The 21362-nt window shown below is 38.2% G+C and carries 17 protein-coding genes and 1 other annotated feature (1 of these 18 cut by a window edge); of the genes, 3 read left to right on the forward strand and 14 right to left on the reverse strand.

Translation table 11 applies throughout. The features are described 5' to 3' along the window. Nucleotides 1–2 precede the first annotated feature (2 nt). Nucleotides 3–632: a glycerophosphodiester phosphodiesterase gene (locus tag ACSKY2_RS04785; protein ID WP_489876963.1), complete on the reverse strand. Its 630-nt coding sequence runs from the start codon at nt 630–632 to the stop codon at nt 3–5. Between the two features lie 74 nt (nt 633–706). On the opposite strand from ACSKY2_RS04785, the gene ACSKY2_RS04790 reads away from it, so the two are divergent. Beyond that, nucleotides 707–889 (forward strand): DUF3042 family protein, encoded by a 183-nt coding sequence (locus tag ACSKY2_RS04790; RefSeq protein WP_489840873.1) that lies wholly within the window; start codon nt 707–709, stop codon nt 887–889. A gap of 101 nt (nt 890–990) precedes the next feature. Here ACSKY2_RS04790 and ACSKY2_RS04795 read toward each other — a convergent pair whose 3' ends face one another. The 7 genes from ACSKY2_RS04795 to ACSKY2_RS04825 form a co-directional block, all read right to left on the reverse strand. After that, entirely contained in the window at nt 991–1380 is a 390-nt protein-coding gene (locus tag ACSKY2_RS04795) for a rhodanese-like domain-containing protein (RefSeq protein ID WP_489876964.1), read from the reverse strand. Between the two features lie 168 nt (nt 1381–1548). Beyond that, on the reverse strand, nt 1549–2322 hold the full coding sequence (locus tag ACSKY2_RS04800; RefSeq protein WP_489876965.1) for a COG3942 and LysM peptidoglycan-binding domain-containing protein: 774 nt from the start codon (nt 2320–2322) through the stop codon (nt 1549–1551). Between the two features lie 262 nt (nt 2323–2584). Further along, nucleotides 2585–3553 carry an ROK family glucokinase gene (locus ACSKY2_RS04805; RefSeq protein ID WP_489876966.1) on the reverse strand — a complete coding sequence of 323 codons (969 nt, stop codon included), beginning with the start codon at nt 3551–3553 and terminating at the stop codon, nt 2585–2587. Between the two features lie 109 nt (nt 3554–3662). After that, nucleotides 3663–3881, reverse strand: coding sequence for a YqgQ family protein (locus ACSKY2_RS04810; protein WP_489840869.1), 219 nt, complete (start codon nt 3879–3881; stop codon nt 3663–3665). A gap of 15 nt (nt 3882–3896) precedes the next feature. Continuing rightward, nucleotides 3897–4571: a rhomboid family intramembrane serine protease gene (locus ACSKY2_RS04815; RefSeq protein ID WP_489840868.1), complete on the reverse strand. Its 675-nt coding sequence runs from the start codon at nt 4569–4571 to the stop codon at nt 3897–3899. Nucleotides 4572–4580: 9 nt separating this feature from the next. Next, nucleotides 4581–5132 (reverse strand): 5-formyltetrahydrofolate cyclo-ligase, encoded by a 552-nt coding sequence (locus ACSKY2_RS04820; protein WP_489876967.1) that lies wholly within the window; start codon nt 5130–5132, stop codon nt 4581–4583. Nucleotides 5133–5206: 74 nt separating this feature from the next. Beyond that, nucleotides 5207–7255 (reverse strand): peptidoglycan D,D-transpeptidase FtsI family protein, encoded by a 2049-nt coding sequence (locus ACSKY2_RS04825; protein WP_489876968.1) that lies wholly within the window; start codon nt 7253–7255, stop codon nt 5207–5209. A gap of 178 nt (nt 7256–7433) precedes the next feature. Here ACSKY2_RS04825 and ACSKY2_RS04830 point away from each other — a divergent pair, with 178 nt between their 5' ends. Continuing rightward, nucleotides 7434–10076, forward strand: coding sequence for a YfhO family protein (locus ACSKY2_RS04830; RefSeq protein ID WP_489876969.1), 2643 nt, complete (start codon nt 7434–7436; stop codon nt 10074–10076). Nucleotides 10077–10188: 112 nt separating this feature from the next. Next, nucleotides 10189–10674, forward strand: coding sequence for a transcription elongation factor GreA (greA, locus tag ACSKY2_RS04835; protein WP_489840864.1), 486 nt, complete (start codon nt 10189–10191; stop codon nt 10672–10674). Nucleotides 10675–10777: 103 nt separating this feature from the next. Here the strand turns inward: greA and ACSKY2_RS04840 are convergent, their stop codons facing one another. The 6 genes from ACSKY2_RS04840 to pheS form a co-directional block, all read right to left on the reverse strand. Further along, a complete protein-coding gene (locus ACSKY2_RS04840) occupies nt 10778–11767 on the reverse strand; it encodes a glycosyltransferase family 2 protein (protein ID WP_489876970.1) in 990 nt (329 codons plus the stop codon). 17 nt (nt 11768–11784) lie between these two features. Next, nucleotides 11785–13932 carry an ArnT family glycosyltransferase gene (locus ACSKY2_RS04845; protein ID WP_489876971.1) on the reverse strand — a complete coding sequence of 716 codons (2148 nt, stop codon included), beginning with the start codon at nt 13930–13932 and terminating at the stop codon, nt 11785–11787. Between the two features lie 660 nt (nt 13933–14592). After that, complete coding sequence (gene recQ, locus ACSKY2_RS04850) at nt 14593–16419, reverse strand: DNA helicase RecQ (protein WP_489876972.1); 1827 nt, start codon at nt 16417–16419, stop codon at nt 14593–14595. A gap of 82 nt (nt 16420–16501) precedes the next feature. Beyond that, complete coding sequence (mltG, locus tag ACSKY2_RS04855; protein WP_489876973.1) at nt 16502–17659, reverse strand: endolytic transglycosylase MltG; 1158 nt, start codon at nt 17657–17659, stop codon at nt 16502–16504. 102 nt (nt 17660–17761) lie between these two features. After that, nucleotides 17762–20185, reverse strand: a complete 2424-nt coding sequence (gene pheT, locus ACSKY2_RS04860) for a phenylalanine--tRNA ligase subunit beta (protein WP_489876974.1) — start codon at nt 20183–20185, stop codon at nt 17762–17764. A gap of 6 nt (nt 20186–20191) precedes the next feature. Continuing rightward, nucleotides 20192–21232: a phenylalanine--tRNA ligase subunit alpha gene (pheS, locus tag ACSKY2_RS04865; RefSeq protein ID WP_489840858.1), complete on the reverse strand. Its 1041-nt coding sequence runs from the start codon at nt 21230–21232 to the stop codon at nt 20192–20194. Nucleotides 21233–21291: 59 nt separating this feature from the next. Beyond that, nucleotides 21292–21362 (reverse strand) — a binding site (T-box leader) (it continues 136 nt past the right edge of the window).

Below are 21362 nucleotides of genomic sequence, written 5' to 3' on the forward strand. Positions count from 1 at the left end.
TTTTATATCCTTTTTCGATACTTCGTTGCCTGTATAATATCATCGGTAATAACTGCAGCAACTGGTACATGCATGAGTACCCATGTCACTGTTGGTCGATTGATAGTCCACCAATAAGTTGGTAACCACCATGGTAATAAAATACGTAGTGGCATATAGCGGTAATCTAAATTAACTTGTTGGATAATCTTTTCCCTGGCTAACTGCCAACACTTCAAATTTGGATAATGACGTAAATAACCAATTGGTATCTCTTTATCCAAAGAGCGCCATTCTCGCAATGGCTTTTCTTGAAATGATTGTAACATGACTGGATTAGACAATGCTGCCGCTTTTAATTGTTGATATAATGTTTTGGCTCCATGATTACCCTTTAATTCAATGAGTAAGAAACCTTGATAATGAGTTTGTTGGATAACCGTTAGAAAGTCAGTAAATACTGGTAAAACCGAAGTATCATCTTGATTAACATCATGTTTCAACACTAAGCGACCATTAGCCAGTTGTACGTCAACTTCTAGCCCTTCAGCACCATGATCAATCGCTCGTTGAAAAGCAATTAATGAATTTTCTTGTACGTCATGGTCATGCATACCACGATGAGCAATAATTGTTTTTTTAAGTAAGTGCATTTTAAATACCTCTATTTATTAAATGCTGTTAAATATGTTAGAATAATCTTAATAAGTATTTGGAGGAACATCGTATGAAAAAATTTGGGGCTGGAATTCTAACTGGCGTTGCTGGCACAATTGCCGCAGCTGCAACTGCAGCTGTTACTTTTCACAGAGTCGCTGTGAAACCAATAACCGATGAAGAAGAAAAATTTGAGGAGACCGAGCGTAAAGCCGCTCGTAAAGCTGCCCAATCACATGGTAGCCGTTTCTAACTACCTATATCATATCAAAAAACCAGCTAGAGGAACGATTAGCTTTCATAGATAAATTATCTATCAACGGCTAATATCACATTGTCTAGCTGGTTTTTATTTTACTGATTTGACTTTACTTTACCTTTATAATCTGTAAAACCATTCTTCAATACGTAAATTTGATCGTACCCATCTTTTTTTAAAGCCTTTGCTAAACGAGAAACAAATTGCATATTCTCATCGTACAAGAAAACCGGCTTGTCTTTACGTAAAGCAGTATGATTGTCTTTCAACATCATATATTGAATATTACGTGCGCCAAAGACATGTTTTGACTTAAACTTAGCCGGCTCACGAATATCCACAATGTCATGCCCATGACTTTGTGTTTCAAAATCTTCAGATGAAAGCACCGTTGCAGATTTTTTTAGTAAATGATTAGTCCATAATCTGTTACCAACAATCCACAATAACCAAAGTAAAATAATCGTAAATAGCGTTATCCACATGCTATAATTCCTCATTTCTTAACTCATACTTATAATATCATATCAGAAATTTTACCAGAAATCTTTTAAACTTCTCAGTATCCAATATGATCAGCAAACAAAAACAGAGACTAGGAAAACATCCTAACCTCTGAAAGTTATTTCTCAATTATTATTTAAGGGTAATAATTAATGAATGAATGTCAAACCTGAAGCTGAAATCGTACGTGTATGATATGCCAATCCAGCATAGTTACCTTCAGAAATTGTAATTGAATCACCATTAACTGCATTAACAACGGCGACATGACCCAATGCACCAGCGCCTTGTACACCTGGTGCAAAGACAACAACTGAGTTGACAGCTGGTTGACCATTAACCACACGACCCGCTGCGGCTGCTGATGCACCCCAATTAGAAGCATTTCCCCAGTTGTTACCAACCCATGACAAAGCATTCTTGACGAACCATGTACACTGACCAGCAGGATATGAATTACCTGCCGTACTGTATGTTGGTGCCGCAGTCGTTGTTGTTGCTTGTGCAGTCGTCTTCTCAACATTTTGTGAAGTCGCTGTTGTCTCTGCGTTAGTATTAGTCGTTGTCTTGTTATCTGATGTATTTGCTGAAGCATCTAACTTCAACACTTCACCAACGTGAATCGTATTAACATCTGACACACCATTTGCCTTGGCAATATCATCAACTGATAAACCAGTTGCAGAGGCAATCGTTGATAGTGTATCTCCCTCTTGAACTGTATATTCTTTACCAGCTGTTAATAGCACCGCTTTTACATCATCAACTGTCTTTGCCCGCCAAGAAGCTTGCGTATCTTGGTTATCTTTTGTTTCATCAGCAGATGCAGTGGTTGTGTGTGTCATTGGCAAAACAGCAGCTGCTGCTGCCGTTGCTGCCGCAATAAGCCAGCTTTTGTTTGAACGTTGTGTGTTTGAAGTCATTTGTTTACATTCCCCTTGATTTATGTTTGCTCTATCAATGATGTGTTTATCATAACAAGTTGATTTAACATCCGAGTTACATTGATATAACAGTATTTTAATAAAGCTTTAGGGTTCACTTGTTAATTACCAGCTTATAAAACCCTTAAAAACACTGTCATAGCAGTGATTATGCCCATTTATGAAGTTTTTTTTAAGAAATTAATGAACCTTTACAAAAAAATAATTTGTAACAATTTGTTACAAATCATTCAATGTTTTTTTAGGCTTGTGCTTGTAATGCAAGTGATGCAGCACCATATGCTCCTGCATCATTTCCCAATTCTGCTAACTTTACTTCTGTCACATGGCGTGTCATCTTAAAAGCAAAATCATCAAAATTCTTTTTGACCTTGTTTAACAAGAAGTCACCGGCTGCTGATACCCCACCGCCGATAACGATGGCTGATGGATTTAACATGTTGGCAATGTTTGCAGTTGCCAAACCAAGATAGAATGAGACCTTATCAACAACTTCATTAGCAAGATAGTCACCTTCTTTAGCCAAATCAAAAACAATTTTTGATGTGATTTCTTCACCATTTGAAACTAAGGCTTTTAGTTTTGAATCACCAGCGTAGGCATCTGCATAATCATGTGCTAAGTGTACAATACCAGTTGCTGAAGTGTATTGTTCCAAACATCCATAGTTACCACAAGTACATAGATAACCACCCGGTTCAACAATCATATGACCAATTTCACCAGCAGCACCTTTGACACCATGAATCAATTTACCATCATTAACAAGGCCACCACCAACACCTGTTCCAAGTGTCACAAAGACAACTTCAGGTTGGTTATTTCCAGCACCACGCCATTGCTCACCCAAGGCTGCCGCATTTGCGTCGTTATCAATGGCCACAGAAAAGCCTAACCCAGCTTCTAAATCAGCCTTCACATTTTGAGGTTCTTTCCAATTTAGATTAAAGGCACCCTGAACAGTTCCTGTTTTTTGGTCAACAGTTCCTGGTGTTCCCATACCAACACCAATAATTCGCTCTCTATCCAATTGATATAAATCAAGATGATAATTAATTGATTCAATAATATCTGGCACGATATGACTACCTTCATCCAAGATATTTGTTTGAACTGACCACTTTTGTTGAATTTCTCCAGTTGCAGTCATAATAGCAAATTTAATGGTCGTACCACCTAAATCAATACCAATCAGCTTATCTTTCGCCATGATTTAAAACCTCTTTTTCAAAAAATATATGATAAATCTTCACCACTTTCTGTACTATTATACCGATAAACAAACGATTACACAACACAAGTATGAAACCGGTTCCAAATCACTTGTGTGTTGTCTCTTGTTGCCGTCGCTCCTCTAACTCATGTTCATGTGTTAATACTAATTTAATTTGTGCATAGCGTTTATTTTCTAATAATCCTGCTTTGTACATATTATCAATCTCAATAGCTGCTAATTCAATATCCCACAAACGATTGCCTAAATGGATATAAATATCGTATTTCTTTAGCAATTGCAATACATCTAAAAATGTTCTCATTATGCATCCCTCATTCTAATGACGTAAAAAAATAACGGCTACTAATACACCAATATACAAGATTAACGTACTGATACCAACCCAAATTTGTTTTGGTGTCGCCTGACCTTTTTGTAACAAAACTGGCGTTATCAAAAAGCCCGCAATTAGGCCACCGATATGGGCACTAATCGCAATATGCGATCCTAAAAATACTGGAATTAATGACAAAATAACAAATAAACCCAGATTCTTAGCTTGCGCTTGCCAATAGCCTTGTCTATCCAATACACCTAACAAAAAAATCATGCCAAATAAACCAAAAATACCACCTGAGGCTCCCGCTGAAACAGTGTTACCAGCCCCAAATGCCAGAAAATTTAAATTACCAATAATGACGGCTACCAAATAACCTAATAAATATTTGAAGCTCCCTAAATAACCTTCCATCAAACGACCGAGATAGTATAGCGTCACCATGTTTAATACCAAATGCATAAAAGTGACATGTAAGAATCCGGCAGTTAATAAGCGCCACCATTGACCTAATATAATGACAGCTGGTGAAAACATCGCACCTGACTGATAAAGTGACTGTGTTGAAATGCTTAATTGACCACTAATAAATGATTGCACAACAAAAATAACAGTCATTAAACTGACTAACGTTACCGTTACAGGTGCTTGCCGCCAAATGTTTTTAAAACTCACAATTTTCCCCTATTCTTTATCTAACAAAAGGATCTGATCTACCAATTGATCAGTGTTTTCAACTGGCCAAATTGGGTGATGATACAAATTATTTGTAATCGTCGCCGCAACACGAACTGCTTGTACATACGGTAACCAGCGATCGTAATAGCCACCACCAAAGCCAATCCGATCACCTTGATCTGAAAACGCAACGCCAGGTACTAACACGAAATCAATCTCAGTTGGTGAAACCACCCGACCACCAACAGGTTCTAACATACCAAATCGATGTTGCTCATACGTTGTCTCATGATCAATCGTCATAAAGGACAGCTGTCTTTTGGGTAACACTCGAGGTAAAACAACCACTTTATGTTGTAATAATGCTGTTTCGATTAATAATTTCGTTACTAGTTCATCCCCCTGTGACATGGTCAAAGCTACCATTTTTGCTTGTTGCCACGCCGTTAAACGGCTCACCTTTTTAACCATCATTTGCATCAAATAACAACGTTCATTTTCAGATAATGCAGCTAAATTTGCCAATGCTTGTTTGCGGATATCTTCTTTCGTTATCATACTGCCTCCATATAGTAAAAGCACTAAATGTCACCCTTTTTCAAATTGGATTCATTTAGTGCTTTCATTATAAACTATTTTGTTGCAGAACCCGAATCCTGTACATCTTTCCAATATGCAGTATAGATGGCTTTTGCAATCTTTTGATTAACATTTTCATTAGCTTGTGATACACCAGGTACGACAACAGCCATTGCGACATCCGAATTTGGAACAAAAGAAATCAAAGAACTTGTCACAGTTGATTGACCATCTGTAAATGTCTCTGCAGTACCTGTTTTTGCCGAGACAGCTGGTTTAACATCTTTTAAGCCAGTTCCAGTCGCATAACTTGAACTACTGTGAACAACTTCGTTCATACCATCCCAAATTAATTGGCGTTGTGCTGCTGTCCAATTAACGGTTCCCATTACTTCAGTTGGAATAGTCGTCGTCACCTTATGATTATTCCGATCACGTGTAGTAATTGATTCAACAATATGTGGTCGAACACGGTAACCCCCATTAGCAACAGTGGCTGCATACTGGGCAAGTTGCATCGTTGTATACGTATCATATTGACCGAACGACTCATCTAATGCTTTACCAATATCTGACCGTGATGTTGATCCTTTAATACCAGTAATTTCACCTGGCAGATCAATACCCGTTTTAACACCTAACCCAAAGCGAGAAAAGCCGTCACGCATCGTTTGAAAAACACTTGTTGGCAGCGCTGCTAATGACATGCCTTCATAATAATTCAAGCCACCTAGTTTCAACATGACTTGCATAACATACGTGTTAGATGACATCATCAAAGCTTTATCTGCAGTCAAAGCCATGTTACCACTACCATTTTGATTCCACCATGATGTTTTTGCTGATGTACCAGCAATCTTGATTGGTTGGTCTGTTAAAGTGTTATTTTGTGGTGTAATCACATTATTCATCAATCCGGTCGTAATCGTCGCTGGCTTAACAACAGATCCAACAACGTTAGCCTGGTTAACAGTTGACAAAGCATCTGCGGTCAACGTACCGGTCGATGAATCACGATTGATTCCAGAAGTCGCATAAACACCACCCGTTTTCGGATTCAAAACAACAGCATAAGCGCCGGTTGTATAACCACTAGGAATATTATCTTTCAAAATCTGCTCAACATCACTTTGAAACTTATTATTGATCGTTAAGTTCAAATTACCACCAGCTTGACCAGCATAAAGTGTGTGTTCAGTTGTTTTACCATTTTTGTTCGTTGTGACTTTAACTTGGCCCTTTGATCCTTTTAAAGTATCCTCATATTGTTTCTCTAAATATGATGTTCCCACAATATCATCTCGTGAATAACCTTTCGTTAACAACTCATTCACTGAGTCAGAAGGTAATCCACTTTTTGAAGTTGACGTTGCACCAACTAAGGCTTTGATATCCTGACCACCTGGATAATCACGTGTGTAATAGATACCAACTCGAACACCGGGCATCTTAGACTGGCGTTCACCAATATTGGCAATTTCAGCTTGTGACACATCACTCTCTTTTAAATAGACAGTTGACAAAGCATAAGCATTCGCCATTTTTTGAAAAATCATCGCTTTATTTTTTTGTGAAGCACTTAAAGTTAACTGATCACGATGCTTTACAACATATTTCGTTAAAACATTCACATAGGCATCCGTACCTGGTGCTGCACTAGTACCAATCTTCTTAGCAATCTTTTCAGCACGTTTCGTTGATTGAATATAATACAACGCAAAGTTTGCATCTGAAAGTTGATCTGTATCAACTTTCAAATATTGACCAACATGATTGGCAATATTATACATTTGTTTATTGGTGATTGTTTTCGGTTTTGTATAAGTAATTGCCTGTGAACCCTTATTTGTCACCAATACTTTACCTGTACTATCATAAATCAAGCCACGTTGCACATTGGTTTTTTCAACACTGGATTCAGAGCTTGTTACCTCTGTTTTATATTTGGCACTATCTGTAATTTGTAAATTAACTAATCGCCACCCTAATAACACTAGCATTAAAATCACAATACCCATTAAAACATTTAGCCGAACTGGTATCCTTGACATTGAACCTTTTTTGATTTTCCGTCGGTTACCATGACGCTTAGGAGATCGCATAAATCTAAACCCTTTCCTTCATACTCTAATCTACTCATTGTAGCATAAAACAGAGTACTGATGCCTTAATCAACTCATTTACTAATTAAAAATTTTTCAAGCGATTTAAATCACGGTCGAGCATACTGTTGTTTTGTGTTTTAATAGTAGTAATTGAAATAACTTGGAGAATAATTTTATGATCACAAATTTTAATCCCTTCAAGTGGCGTACTTCAACCAAAGCATTATGGATAAGTTTTCTATTACCAGCAATGATTATGCTGATTTATTTTGCTAGTCGTCACATGGCTCCTTTTGGGTCGAGCTCTATTTTGACCGTCGATCTTGGACAACAATATATTGATTTTTTTGCTGGATTTCGCCAAACAATTTTACACGACCCTTTACGTATTTTTTACGATTTTTCAAAGGGTCTAGGTGGTGAAACATACGGAGACTGGGCTTACTACTTATTGAGTCCAACGAACTTTCTGCTATTACCATTTTCAAATGTCCATCTGCCTGCAGCGATTCTGTTACTAACCGTTTTAAAGTATGGTTTAGCTGGTTGGAGTTTTGCTTTTGCCATTCGTAAAATGCACTGGCAACTTGGTTGGCGCTTACCACTTTTTGCAGTGTCATATGCAATGATGGGATGGTTTGTTGCAAATGATTTAAATTTACTTTGGTTAGATGCTGCCATTTTATTACCCTTGATTGTAACTGGTTTAGAATTTTATCTAACGCATGAAAAAAGTTGGCCATTTGTGGTAGCGTTAACTGCCGTTATTATCATTAACTACTACATGGCTTACATGATTGGTCTCTTTCTAATTCTTTACTTCATTTGGCGTTTAACTTGGCAGTCTTATCGTTGGCAAGAGCGTTTGACTATGCTGCGTCGTTTTGTGACTGGTGGCATCATCAGTATTGGCTTAGCGACCGTTGTTTGGTTGCCCACTGCGTTCACCTTAATGAATAGTAAAGGTCAGCACATGTTAAATAATCTCAGCTGGAAATTTGATTATCAACCTGCTGATATTTTAGGTAAATTGTTCCTAGGCACATTTAACTTTGAACAAATGCCCACTGGACTACCAAATATTTTTATTGGTAGCCTACCAATTATTATTTTATGGTTCTTTTTTACTTACACTAATATTCGCTGGCAAACACGATTAACTGCTTTTATTATTACAGCCTTTTTGGTTGTCTCAATGATGTACGCACCGTTAAACTTACTATGGCATGGTTTTCAATTTCCAGTTTGGTATCCTTATCGTTTTTCATATTTATTTAGTTTTTGGGTACTTTGGATCATTGCTTCTGTGTGGTCGCCTTATTTACGGCTTTCTTGGTGGCAATTTCTGAGCCTACTCATTTTGGCTGGTGGCGTATTTATCTACCTCTTTGAACGAATTGACAAGTTAAATTTCTTAACGACCGGTCAGTTGTATATTGGTGGTGGTTTCTTCATCATTTTATTGTTATTGCATATCATTCCTGCTAAGTTAAAATTCTGGTTACCAATTGTAACGCTTATTGTGATTGGTGAAATGACGACAAGTACTATCTGGACACTCAATAATTTTAGTTATTTGACTAATACGGAATATCAAACTTATATTCGCAGTTTGAATAAAATCACTCATCATTTACCGCAAAGTGACCATGACTTCTATCGTGTTGCCCAATCATTTCAACGGACAAAAGGGGATCCGCTACAAGGCAATTATCACGGCGCCTCTACTTTTAGTTCCGCACTCGAACATCAACAAAGTGATCTAATGGCGGCACTTGGTCAGCCTGAAGGTGACAACTATATTTCATATTCGAGCGGGACACTTGTGACAGACGCGCTATTGGGAATGCGCTATTTGCTACAACCAACAGGTACTGAACCAACCGTGAGTGGTACACCAACAAATATGCAAACTTACTCACGTTCTGATACTAATGGCACGTACCGTTTAGTTAAGCAAACCCAACAAGTGGTGCTATCTCAAAATCCAAATGCACTGCCAATTGGTTTTGCAGCAAACGCAAATAGTCGTAATGTGACATTTAAAGAAAACGATCCCTTACGCAACCAAAATGTTTTATGGGAAAGTTTAATTGGCTACAATCAGAAACCTATCTTTACCAGCGTTAATTTTTCAAAATCCAATGTTAGTAATCTTCAAGCACCCACGACAATTACAGGTGCCTACTTAGAGAAAGACCAACCCGATATGGATGCATCTCTCACACTAACTTACATACCGACGTCAAATAATCCTTATTATTTAACATTAGGTAACGCTGTTACAAATGATAATCTGACCATCCAATTGAATGGTCAAACATTACCAGCAATTCCGAGCCATCGTCATACGATTATTGTCCCTTTGCCAGCTTACACTAAGGGTCAACCACAAGAACTCACATTCACACTCAAGAAAAAAGACGTCTGGTTGCAGAATGTGTCATTGTATCAGGCGAATAGGCAACTCATTAATCAACAAGCAAAGCAATTGCAACAACATCCATACAAGTTATCACATCAGTCACCAACTAAGATATCAGGAACGATTACAATACCAAAAAAGGATAGTCTAATGGTAACAACTATTCCAAAATCAGCTGGTTGGCAAGTATCAGTTGATGGTCACATTGCGAATACGGTAACCATTGGTAAATTCTTTATTGGTGTGCCACTAACGCCTGGTAAACATCAGGTAACGTTTAAATTCAAAACACCATTTGTCAAAATTGGTCTAATTATTTCACTGGGTATTTTGCTCGTCATCATTGGCTTGAAATGGTCAGAAAGTAAAAAAAGACGTCATACATTATTTTAAAATCTCGAAAACTCTTTACACACACCACACCGCGTGGTAATGTAAATCTTGAAACTTTGGGGATAACCATTATTTTGAACAAATATTATTACATGTACAGGAGAACATTGTCATGGCTGAAGAAAAAACATTTCCAATGACTCTCGAGGGAAAAGCCAAAATCGAAGAGGAATTAAACACATTAATCACGGAAACACGTGCTGAAATTACTGGTCGCATTCAATTAGCACGTAGCTTTGGTGATTTATCAGAAAACTCTGAATATGCTTCAGCAAAAGATGAGCAAGCATTCGTCGAAGGTCGTATCAAGACTTTACAAAACATGCTCGATAATGCTGAGATAATTGATTCATCAGAAATAGCAGCCGATGAAGTTGCGGTTGGTAAGAAGGTCACCTTCCAGGAATTACCTGATGAAGAACCTGAATCATACAGCATTGTCGGTGCCGTGGAAGCCAATCCATCAGAGGGTAAAATTTCAAATGAATCACCGATTGCGGCCGCTTTAATTGGTCATAAAGTTGGCGAAACTGTATCTGTTACTTTACCAAACGGCTTTAACATGGATGTCAAGATCTTATCTGTTGAAGTCGCTTAATTAACGTAAGAAAGTGGCGAAAGAAATGTATATACATTTCTTTCGCCACTTTTTTATAACTTACTTATGTCATGTCAATCATCTAACGTGCTGACATGAGTTGTTAGCTGACCCGCTTCCTTTTTTTTACAAAGGTACCTGTCTCATCTTCAATATGGAATAGTGGTCGATGCTTCACTTCGGTAAATATTTTGCCAATATAAACACCAACAACCGAAACTGCGGTGATATTAATACCACCAAGCAACCAAATTGAAATCATTAATGATGACCAACCAGCTTCTGCATTACCTAGCAATTTAGCAAATAAAGTATACACAATTTCAATACCAGCAATACTTAAAATAACTGTCCCAATACCGAACAATAAACGAATCGGTTCAACACTGAAACTCGTAATACCATCAATTGCAAAACTAAGCATCTTCTTCAATGGATACTTTGATGTCCCCGCTTGGCGTTCATGTCGTTCATAAAATACTTGCGCTGACTGGTAGCCAACTAGCGGCACCATTGCTCTCAAAAAAACATTTCGCTCTGGCATTTTAAGCAGTTCTTGAACAGCAATGTGACTCATTAATCGAAAATCAGCGTGGTTAGGTATCATTTCAACACCTAACAAGGCTGCTATTTTATAAAAAACCAAGGCTGTATTTCGTTTAAACCAAGTATCTTCAGTTCGACTTGAACGTACACCATAAACAATTTCATTACCTTCATTATATTTCAGAATCATATTCTTAATAACATCGGGACTATCTTGCAAATCCGCATCCAAGGTAATGATAATATCTGCTAACTTCACTGCTTCAGTCATTCCTGCTAGAAGTGCCGGTTGATGACCACAATTTCGGGAAAGTTTCACACTGATTAATTCTGCATGTGTTAACTCTTGTTGTTGTAGAATATGCCAAGTCTCATCATCGGAACCATCATCTACAACAAGAATAAAACTATCTAAACTAATAAGATTATTTTTAATTAAATCTAATTTGATATCATGTAATTTTGCCAATGTTGTTGGTAGAACTTCTTGTTCATTATATGCTGGCAACACCAAGCCTAATCTTGGTTTTATTTTTCCTGATGACATATGATTGATCTCCTTTCTTATTGATAAATCGTCGACAAATCATATAGGGTTGCATTTTGTGACTGCATGCCCATTGATTGCATCGGTGACTTTGTCTTTCGTGTTGCACTGGTTGACGTCGTCGAATATTTGACAGTCGTACCGTGCTTCTTCACCCAAGTCAAAATCTTACCAATTTGACCACTTGTTGCTTTATTACTATTTCCCATCACAAAGTACTTCAATTGACCCGACTTCACTAATTGCTTAAATTCTGACAATGTCATCGTTGGATCAGTACCGTTATAACCACCAATTGCCATTACCGCCTTACCAGATTTAATAATATATCCAGATGCTGAATTAGAATCGGTTGTTGCAAATAAGTACTTTGCACTACCTTGATGCTTTTCTGTGTAGCTAAGTAGCTGCGTGTCAGCTTCGCCACCCATACTATTACCGCCACCCATTTGGCTAAGTAATGACGGACCAGCAGCTGGAATCGCAGACGAATCATGCGCTAAGGTTGGCGTTAATGACCACCAGCCAGCTAAGGTCAGTATACTAATGCATGATAAAATAATTTTAACTATCTGATACTTCTGTTGCGGTAATAGCCACCAAATTGCTAGCAATATCGCCACAATGATTAAGATAATACTAATGATTGGGTAATATGACCAAGCATAATAAGCTTGTAGCACAACAGTCGTCACAATCGCCAAACTAATTAAAATTCGGGCAATGAATGGCTTTCGACCATCTTCTTTTGCCAGTTTCATCACAGCACCGACACCAATTGCTGTCAAAGCAGCGATGGCTGGTGCTAACATAATCGTGTAATAAGGGTGGAAGAAACTTGCAACTGAGAAGAAACCATAAACGGGCACAAACCAACTAGCCCACAAAATGACATCCTGTTGTTCATCTGATATCTGATACCACTTGCTACCACGACGCTTGAAACCAAATAATCCTGCTAACAAACCAATAATAGCTAATGGCAAGTACCAGCCAATTTGTGAGCCAAGATCTGACTGGAACAGTCTAAATGGTCCAGCTGTACCGATAGCAAAGGCACTATTACCACCGCCTTGACCTTGTCCCATTTTACCAGCCATTTTTTGACCACCTGGCCTTTGATTTTTCGCCATTTTCGTACCGGTCTTTTTATTTGGCATCCGATTTTTGGTAGCCTTACCAGTCATGCCTTTACGACTTGGTTGCTTACCAGCGCCGGCACCCGTTGCTTGACCTGCTTTCACCTGACCACTAGGTTTACCCATCCTCGTTTTCCCATTAGGCTGTTTACCTTTGGCTTTAGGAGCAGTCATGCCTTTACCAGCACCCTTTTTTGTATTGCCCATACCTGGAAAAGCACCGCCAGTACCAGTTGATTGGCCTAATAATCTCTCCGTACCGTTATAACCAAATGCTAATTCTAACAAAGAATTTTTTTGTGAACTACCGATATATGGTCGACTTGTCTTGTTAACTGAATCAACAGCACCTGGATAGGCTAACGTAAATATCATTAGCGAAGCAACTGCAGCTAACAACCAAGCAACTTTCTTTTTCCAGAGTATTTTTATTGCAATCCAATAATAAATTAACATCGCTGGTAAAATCATAAATGCTTGTAACATCTTGATATTAAAGCCAACACCAACTAAACCAAAACTCAATAATACTAACCAAATATTTTTCTTGCTAACCGCCTTTTGTAAAACAAAAATAGCTAATAGTAGGAAAAATACCAAAATGGCATCCATGTTATTTGTTCGACTATTGGCAACAACTGTCGGTGTCAATGTCATAATTAACGCTGCAACACGTCCTGGCCAGACACCAAATTTTGGTATAATCAGTTTATACATTAACCAAACTGACCCAATACCAGCAAAAACACTGGGTAACACGACTGACCAGCCATGAACACCAAAAATTTTAGCTGAAATCGCCATAAACCATAAAGCGACAGGTGGCTTATCAACGGTGATAAAACCAGCTGGATCAAAAGCGCCGTACCAGAAATTTGACCAACTTTTCGTCATTGATGTAATAGCAGCCGTATAATAACTATTGGCACTACCAGCATCCCAAATTCCCCAACCGTATAGAAAGGCACTAAGTACTAAAATTGCTACAAAGTACCAATCAACCCGATGATTTATTTTTACTTTCACAAATTTCACCTCTTATTTTTGTGAGTCTAAATAAAATAATATTACTTAAGAATAACTTAATGCTCACTAGTATTTGTTTTATAAGCACGATCACCAAATTCTACAAAAATGTTGTCAGTGCACTATTTAAAACAATAATATTTTTTACCTCCTAATTGAATAGTCTTATTCTAAAAGAGATTTAATAGGAATAAGTTAAATAAAAGTTAATCTAAAATTAAATACATAGTAAAAGAATACTCAGTGAAATTGTTAGGTTATTCATTTAGTGATAGACAACAAAGAGAGCGAGAATAAAGACGCTCTGGATTCGGTGTGTAACGTCATTTGGCCGTTTTGCGGTCGTCAGGCCGTGAAGCGGGCAAATCCGTTACATTGAGAATCCAGTCTTTGTGAACGCGTTTATCGAGAGCGAGAACAAAGACGCTCTGGATTCGGTGTGTAACGTCGTTTGGCCGTTTTGCGGTCGTCAGGCCGTGAAGCGGGCAAATCCGTTACATTGAGAATCCAGTCTTTGTGAACGCGTTTATGCTATAAAAATGACAGGCTTATAATTCAAACAATTTTAGCAAAAAGAGGTTGGAACATTTTCTTTTGTCCCAACCTCTATTGAATCTGTCACAATAAATGATCTCAAATTGTTATCTAATCAAATAAAAATCATTCTTTTTTTACTTGCGAAATGACACTTAACACTTCTTGACCATACTTGTCTGCCTTCGCCTGTCCAATACCTGAAATATGAAGTAATGCAGGTATTGTCGTGGGTTGTTGTCGTGCTAAATCAACTAATGTTCGATCATTAAAAATGATAAAAGATGGCACTTCTGTCTTTTTAGATAATGCCAAACGCCATTGCCGCAACTTAGCAAATATGACTTTCTCTTCATCAGTTAAATCATCTTGTGTTAGTGGTGAATCTGTTGCCACTCGTTCTGTTATTGATTGCACGGTTTGTCGTCTTAAAACCCGATGCTTACCTTGTAAAACTTGTAATCCTGTTTTTGAAACAATTAAGCCTCGATATTCACCTGTAATCTGTAAATAACCTGCTGCCAATAAAAAATCAATAAGTGATGCGATTCGTACGCGAGGCACACCCTGCATTAAGCCAAACGTTGTTAATTCGTCAAAATGCGCCCATTTAAATTTTTCAGGAACATGTCCCCGTAAAGTATCAGCTGTCACCATTTTACCAAAGGCATCTTGATTATGACGTGCGTTCCGCATTCTCACCACATGACTTAAAACTTTCTGTGCATCTGTCGTGATATCAACTGCCGACTGTTCATCTAAACAATTTGTACAATGACCACATGGTAAAGTTTCTTCGCCAAAATAACGCGTAATATACTGTTGCAGACAAACCGTGGTTGCCCCGTAATTTGCCATTTCTTGTAACTTATTTTTCTGTAAACGCTGATACTCTGGTGTTTGATTGTCACTATTTTCAATGAAAAACCGTTGCGTCTGCAAATCTGCCGCAGCATATAGTAAAATGGCTTCCGCTGGTAAATTATCACGACCGGCACGCCCAATTTCTTGATAATATGCCTCAATCGATCCAGGAATACTATAATGAATGACAAAACGTACGTTGGATTTATTAATGCCCATGCCAAAAGCATTTGTTGCCACAACAACGTTTGCGCGGTCAAACAAAAAATCATCCTGTGACTGCACTCGTTCTTCATCAGTCATACCTGCATGATAACCAACAACTGACAAATGTTGACGTCTTAAATGATCAGTTAAACTCGTGACTAATTTGCGCGTGGGTACATAGATAATCCCTGCATCTGTCAAATGATTTTGCAAATAATGTGTTATATAATCATCTTTTTCTTTCTTTTTCAGCCCTGTTTCTAAACGAATCGTCAAATTATCACGGACAACACTCGTACGAACGGTATGATCAATGGCTAGTCGTTCAACTAAATCATTTTGCACACGCTTCGTTGCCGTTGCAGTTAATGCCATCATTCGGGGCGCAGAAACGAAATTATTGATTAGATGAACCACCTCTAAATAACTTGGACGAAAATCATGACCCCATTGTGATAAGACATGCACTTCATCGATTACAACCAATGAAATATCTAAACGATTTAATAAGGCATAGGTTCTTTCACTTTTTAAACGTTCCGGTGCTAAATACAATAATTTTGCTTGTCCGTTCAGTAGATGATTTATCGCATGATGATATGCCACTTCGTCTTGTGTAGAGTTCAAAGTAACCGCATCAATGCCATTAGCAGTTAATTCATCAACTTGATTTTTCATAAGCGAAATTAACGGTGATATCACAACTGTAATACCTGGCAACATTAATGCTGGCACTTGATAGGTAATTGACTTGCCACCCCCGGTTGGCATAATGCCTAACGTTCGTTCACCAGCTAGCACAGCTGCAATAATTTCCGCCTGACCTTCACGAAAATTATCATAGCCGAATGATTGTCTTAACGTTTCCAATGCTGATTGCATGATACCTCCTTTAGAAGTCATCGTTTGTCCAATAAAAAAGCCACATGTTAGAGCTAATATCGCATAACATATGACCAATCAATTAATTACTATTGTCTGCACTACTACCAACTGCATTATTCGTGTCTTCTAAATCACCAGACTTACCAAGATGTTGGTCGTATGTTGCTGAATAGTAAACCTTACCAGTTTTCAAATTAGCAACAAAGTACAAATACTTCTTATCACGGTCTTTTGGATTCAATACCGCTTCGATAGATTCAGCTGATGGGTTATTAAATGGTCCTGGTCCATAGCCTGAGTATTTATATAAGTTATAAGGATTTGTACTCTGAACATCTTTATTAGACAAATTCGTTTTATTTGTCTTCAAGGCATACTTTGTGGCAATGTCGGATTGCAATGGCATATTGTCGTCAATACGATTGAGGAAAACGCCTGCAATCGTTCGACGACTATCTTGATCGATACCTTCTCGTTCGACCAACGAAGCTAATGTGAGTGTCTCATGAACCGTCAGACCAGCATCCTTGATAGCTGTAAACTTATCTTTTAATTGTGCATAAGATTGCGCAACCATCTGGTTAACTAACTCACGTGCATTATTAGTATCCTTCCAATTATAGGTCGCTGGATACAAATAACCTTCTAATCGATAACGAATATCTTTCACTTGCTTACTTGAAGCTTCTGAGTCAAGTAATCCTGGGTACGCAGCTTTTAAACGATTAAAAAATGCTTTATCATTAACTGCCTTCAAAAACTCAGCACGTGTAAATTTCGTCTTTTGACCAACTTCAGTCGCAATATCGTCAATGGTTTCACCTTCACGAACCGTCACTGTATCTTGGTTATTTAATGGTGATGATGCACCACCTTGACGAAGCGTCTTCACAATTTCGCCAACTGTATCAGAGGGTGAAAATAGATAATATCCTGATTTTAAATTAGAAATATGGTGCGATGACAAGTAATGCATAAAAGCCTTTTTTGATCGTAAAACCTTAGCAGAATCTAATTTATCTGCAATTTCATCAGTTTCCGCACCTTCTTTAATTTTAACCTGTTTATTTTTCTTGTCTTGGCTATTTAAAGCAGAATAATCGCGCTTATCCTGATAGCTAGTAACAAAGCTAATGCCACCAACAATAATGGCTATCAAAATAATAACGATCACTAATAACCGCCCTTTTCCTCGCCGGTTGCGCCTTTTCCTTCTTACGCTATGACCGTTTTTCATACTTATTTCTCCTAGACTTATCTTTAATCCATAACGAAAATAGTCGCTATTACTTTGAGTATATCAGTAATAACGACTATTTAATCGTTTTTTTAATTAATCTTAACGAATTTCTGCACCAAATTGCTCTGCTAATGCACCAGCAATATAATCAACAAGTTGATTTGTTTCATCATCTAACATCGTTTGTTCAGGGTTTATAAAAGTCAACCCAAATGCCACTGATTTCATATCATTTGGAACATTGTCACCTGTATAAACATCAAAGATAACAATATCATGCAGATATTTACCACCTGCTTGTTGGATAGCCTCTTCAATGCTTGATGCAGCAACATCACGATTGACTAAGATCGCTAAATCACGTGAGACTGCTGGATAACGTGAAATGGCTTCGTAACGTCCCTGATGCTTTGGCAAAGCGATCATTGCGTCTAAATCTAATTCAAATCCAAATGTCTGATTAATCCGATATTCTTTTGCAATTAATGGATGAATTTGACCAACAAAACCAATAATGGTGTTGCCAACATAAACATCTGCTGTCTGACCTGGGTGCATATCGTCACGTATTGTATTCGCTACAAAATGTACAGGCTCTACAAAATCATAATTAACCAACAATTGTTCCACAATACCTTTTAACGCATAGAAATCTGCTACTTGTGCTTTTTGATTCCATGTCCGCTCAGTAATATTACCAGTTAATACGCCTGCCAAGTGCTCAACTTCTTGTGGTTGTTTCGTTAAATCACCATCTGAAACAAAAACTCGTCCTTGCTCATATAAAGCCACATTGGTTTGCTTACGTGCCACGTTATAGGCAACATCATCTAATAAACCAGTCAACAAACTACTACGAGTTTGTTGATGATCTTGTGACATTGGATAGTCTAATTGAACAGGTTCGCCATCATGTAATTTAAAACGATTTGCCTTTTCTGGCGTTGTCAACACATATGAAATGGCCTGGTTCAAGCCAAGCCCTTCCAAAGCGTGTCGGCTTGCTCGTACAAGACGTTGCTTAGCTGTTAATTTACCTGGTGTCATTTCACCAACTGGTAATGTTGCTGGTAAATTATCATAACCATATAGACGAGCAATTTCTTCAATCAAATCAGCAGGAATCGTAATATCCCAACGACGTGCTGGAATAGTTACTGAAAATAAACCGTCTGTTTCTTCGTAATCAAAGAATAAACGATCAAAAATAGCTGCAATCTCTGCTGTCGTGATGTTTGTACCAAGCACATGATTGACATGCGCCACACTTACCTGAACAACAGGTGCTTCATAGTCAAAGTCCTGTGCAACAACTCGTCCCGTAGTAACTTGACCACCAGCTAATTCAGCTACCAAAGCAGCTGCATGGTCAAGTGCTGTAAATGTATCCTCAACATTAACGCCACGTTCAAAACGCATCGATGCTTCTGAATGTAAGTTTTGGTCACGAGCCGTGTGACGAATTGACTTTGGCTCAAAGATTGCACCTTCTAATACAATATCGGTTGTTTCAGCAGTCACTTCTGTTGATTCACCACCCATCACACCAGCAAACATCAACGCTTCATCTCCTGAAGCAATCACAATATCTTCAGCAGAAGCTTCGCGGGTAACCCCATCCAAAGTTTTGATAACTTCCTTGTCATGAGCACGACGAACATGTACCTCTGGCTGTGGTAATGCATTCAAGTTAAAAGCATGCATTGGCTGACCATACATTAATAACATGTAATTTGTAATATCGACAATATTTGAAATAGGTCGAATCCCCATTGTCCATAAACGACGTTGCAACCACAATGGTGAATCTTTCACCGTGACATTTTTGACCACACGTACAGCATACTTCGATGCTAACTCCGCAGGTGCCGTCACTTGGATAATGTCACTGGTTGCTTCCGTCGTTTCATGTAGCTCAAATGTTGGTAATGTTGGCTCTTCAGAGAGAATAGCTGCAACTTCCCAAGCAGTCCCGTTCATTGAGAACAAATCTGCACGATTAGGTGTAATACCCGTTTCTAAAATATCATCATCCAAACCTAAAACAGCTAATGCATCTTCACCCGGTTGTAACTCAGCTGCATCAACGTCGTTAAATACCCAAATACCGTCTTCAAAATCTTTTGGTGCAACTTTATCTTCAAAGCCAAGCTCTTGCAAAGCTGCTAACATACCATTAGAAACTTCACCACGTAACTTGCCTTTACGAATTTTTTTGTTGTCACCAATAATTGAGCCATGTTTTGCCAAAATAACCGTTTGACCTTCAGCCACATTTGGTGCGCCAGTCACAACTTGGATTGGTTCATCTTCACCTGCATCTAATTGTGTAATCACCATATGATCAGAATCAGGATGTGGCACAACAGACAACACTTTTGCAATGACAATTTTCTTCATATTGCCTTTTGGTTGATATTGTCCCTCAACTTCAACAGCCGTACGCGAAATTTTTTCTGCTAACTGTGCTGCAGGTAATGCAATTGGCAAATAATCACGTAACCAATTTACTGAAACTTTCATTTTGTTTTATCCTTTCTGATCAAATTGCGTTAAGAAACGAACATCGTTCAAATAGAAATTACGAATGTCTTCAACGCCATACTTCAACATGGCGAAACGATCAGGTCCTAATCCAAAGGCAAAACCACCGTAAACGTCTGGATCAATACCAGACTTACGCAAAACATTTGGATGAACCATACCAGCGCCTAGAACTTCAATCCATTCAATATCTTCTGGTGCCATATCTGGTGTCACCGCATTCCATGAAATATCAACTTCTACAGATGGTTCCGTAAACGGAAAGTACGATGGACGTAAACGAATATCATGCGCTTCACCAAATAAATTGTGAGCGACTGCTAATAAAGTTCCTTTTAAATCACCCATCGTAATATGCTTATCAATCACCAGTCCTTCCATTTGGTGGAATTGATGTGAGTGCGTTGCATCATCAGTATCACGACGATAAACACGGCCTGGTGAAACCATCTTTAATGGTCCCTTACTAAAATCATGTGCTTCCATTGTGCGCGCTTGCACTGGTGAAGTTTGCGTGCGCATCAAGATATCGGGTGTGATATAAAACGTATCTTGCATATCACGTGCTGGATGATCTTTTGGCAAATTCATGCGCTCAAAATTATATTGATCTTCTTCAACCTCTGGTCCTTCAATCACCTGATAACCCATCCCAATAAACTGGTCTTCTAAGCTTTCAATAATTTGCTGTAAGACATGTGGTTGTCCTTGCTTAACTGCACGACCAGGTAATGTGACATCAATCGTCTCTACAGCCAATTGTGCATCAAGAGCAATAGCTTCTAAATGTGTTTGACGTTCACTAATGGCAGCATTTAAAGTATCACGGACATCATTGGCTAATGCACCGATTACTGGTCGTTCTTCTGGTGCCAAATCTTTCATGCCACGAAGTACTTCAGTCAATGGTCCCTTTTTTCCTAACCAATGTACTCGTACCTGATTTAATGCCTTAACATCGGCAGCAGCATTAATCTGACCTAATGCTTCATCGCGCAATGTCGTGAGCTCATCTTGTAAACTCATGTTTCTTCTCCTTTTACTAATAAACTTTTTAAATAAAAAGTCCCTTCGATAATCATTATCGAAGGGACGCTCATTAACGTGGTACCACCCAAAAATTCAGTAGTCTTAGACAGACTACCCTCGGTTATCT

It is taken from the genome of Weissella sp. ESL1156 (assembly GCF_058505625.1).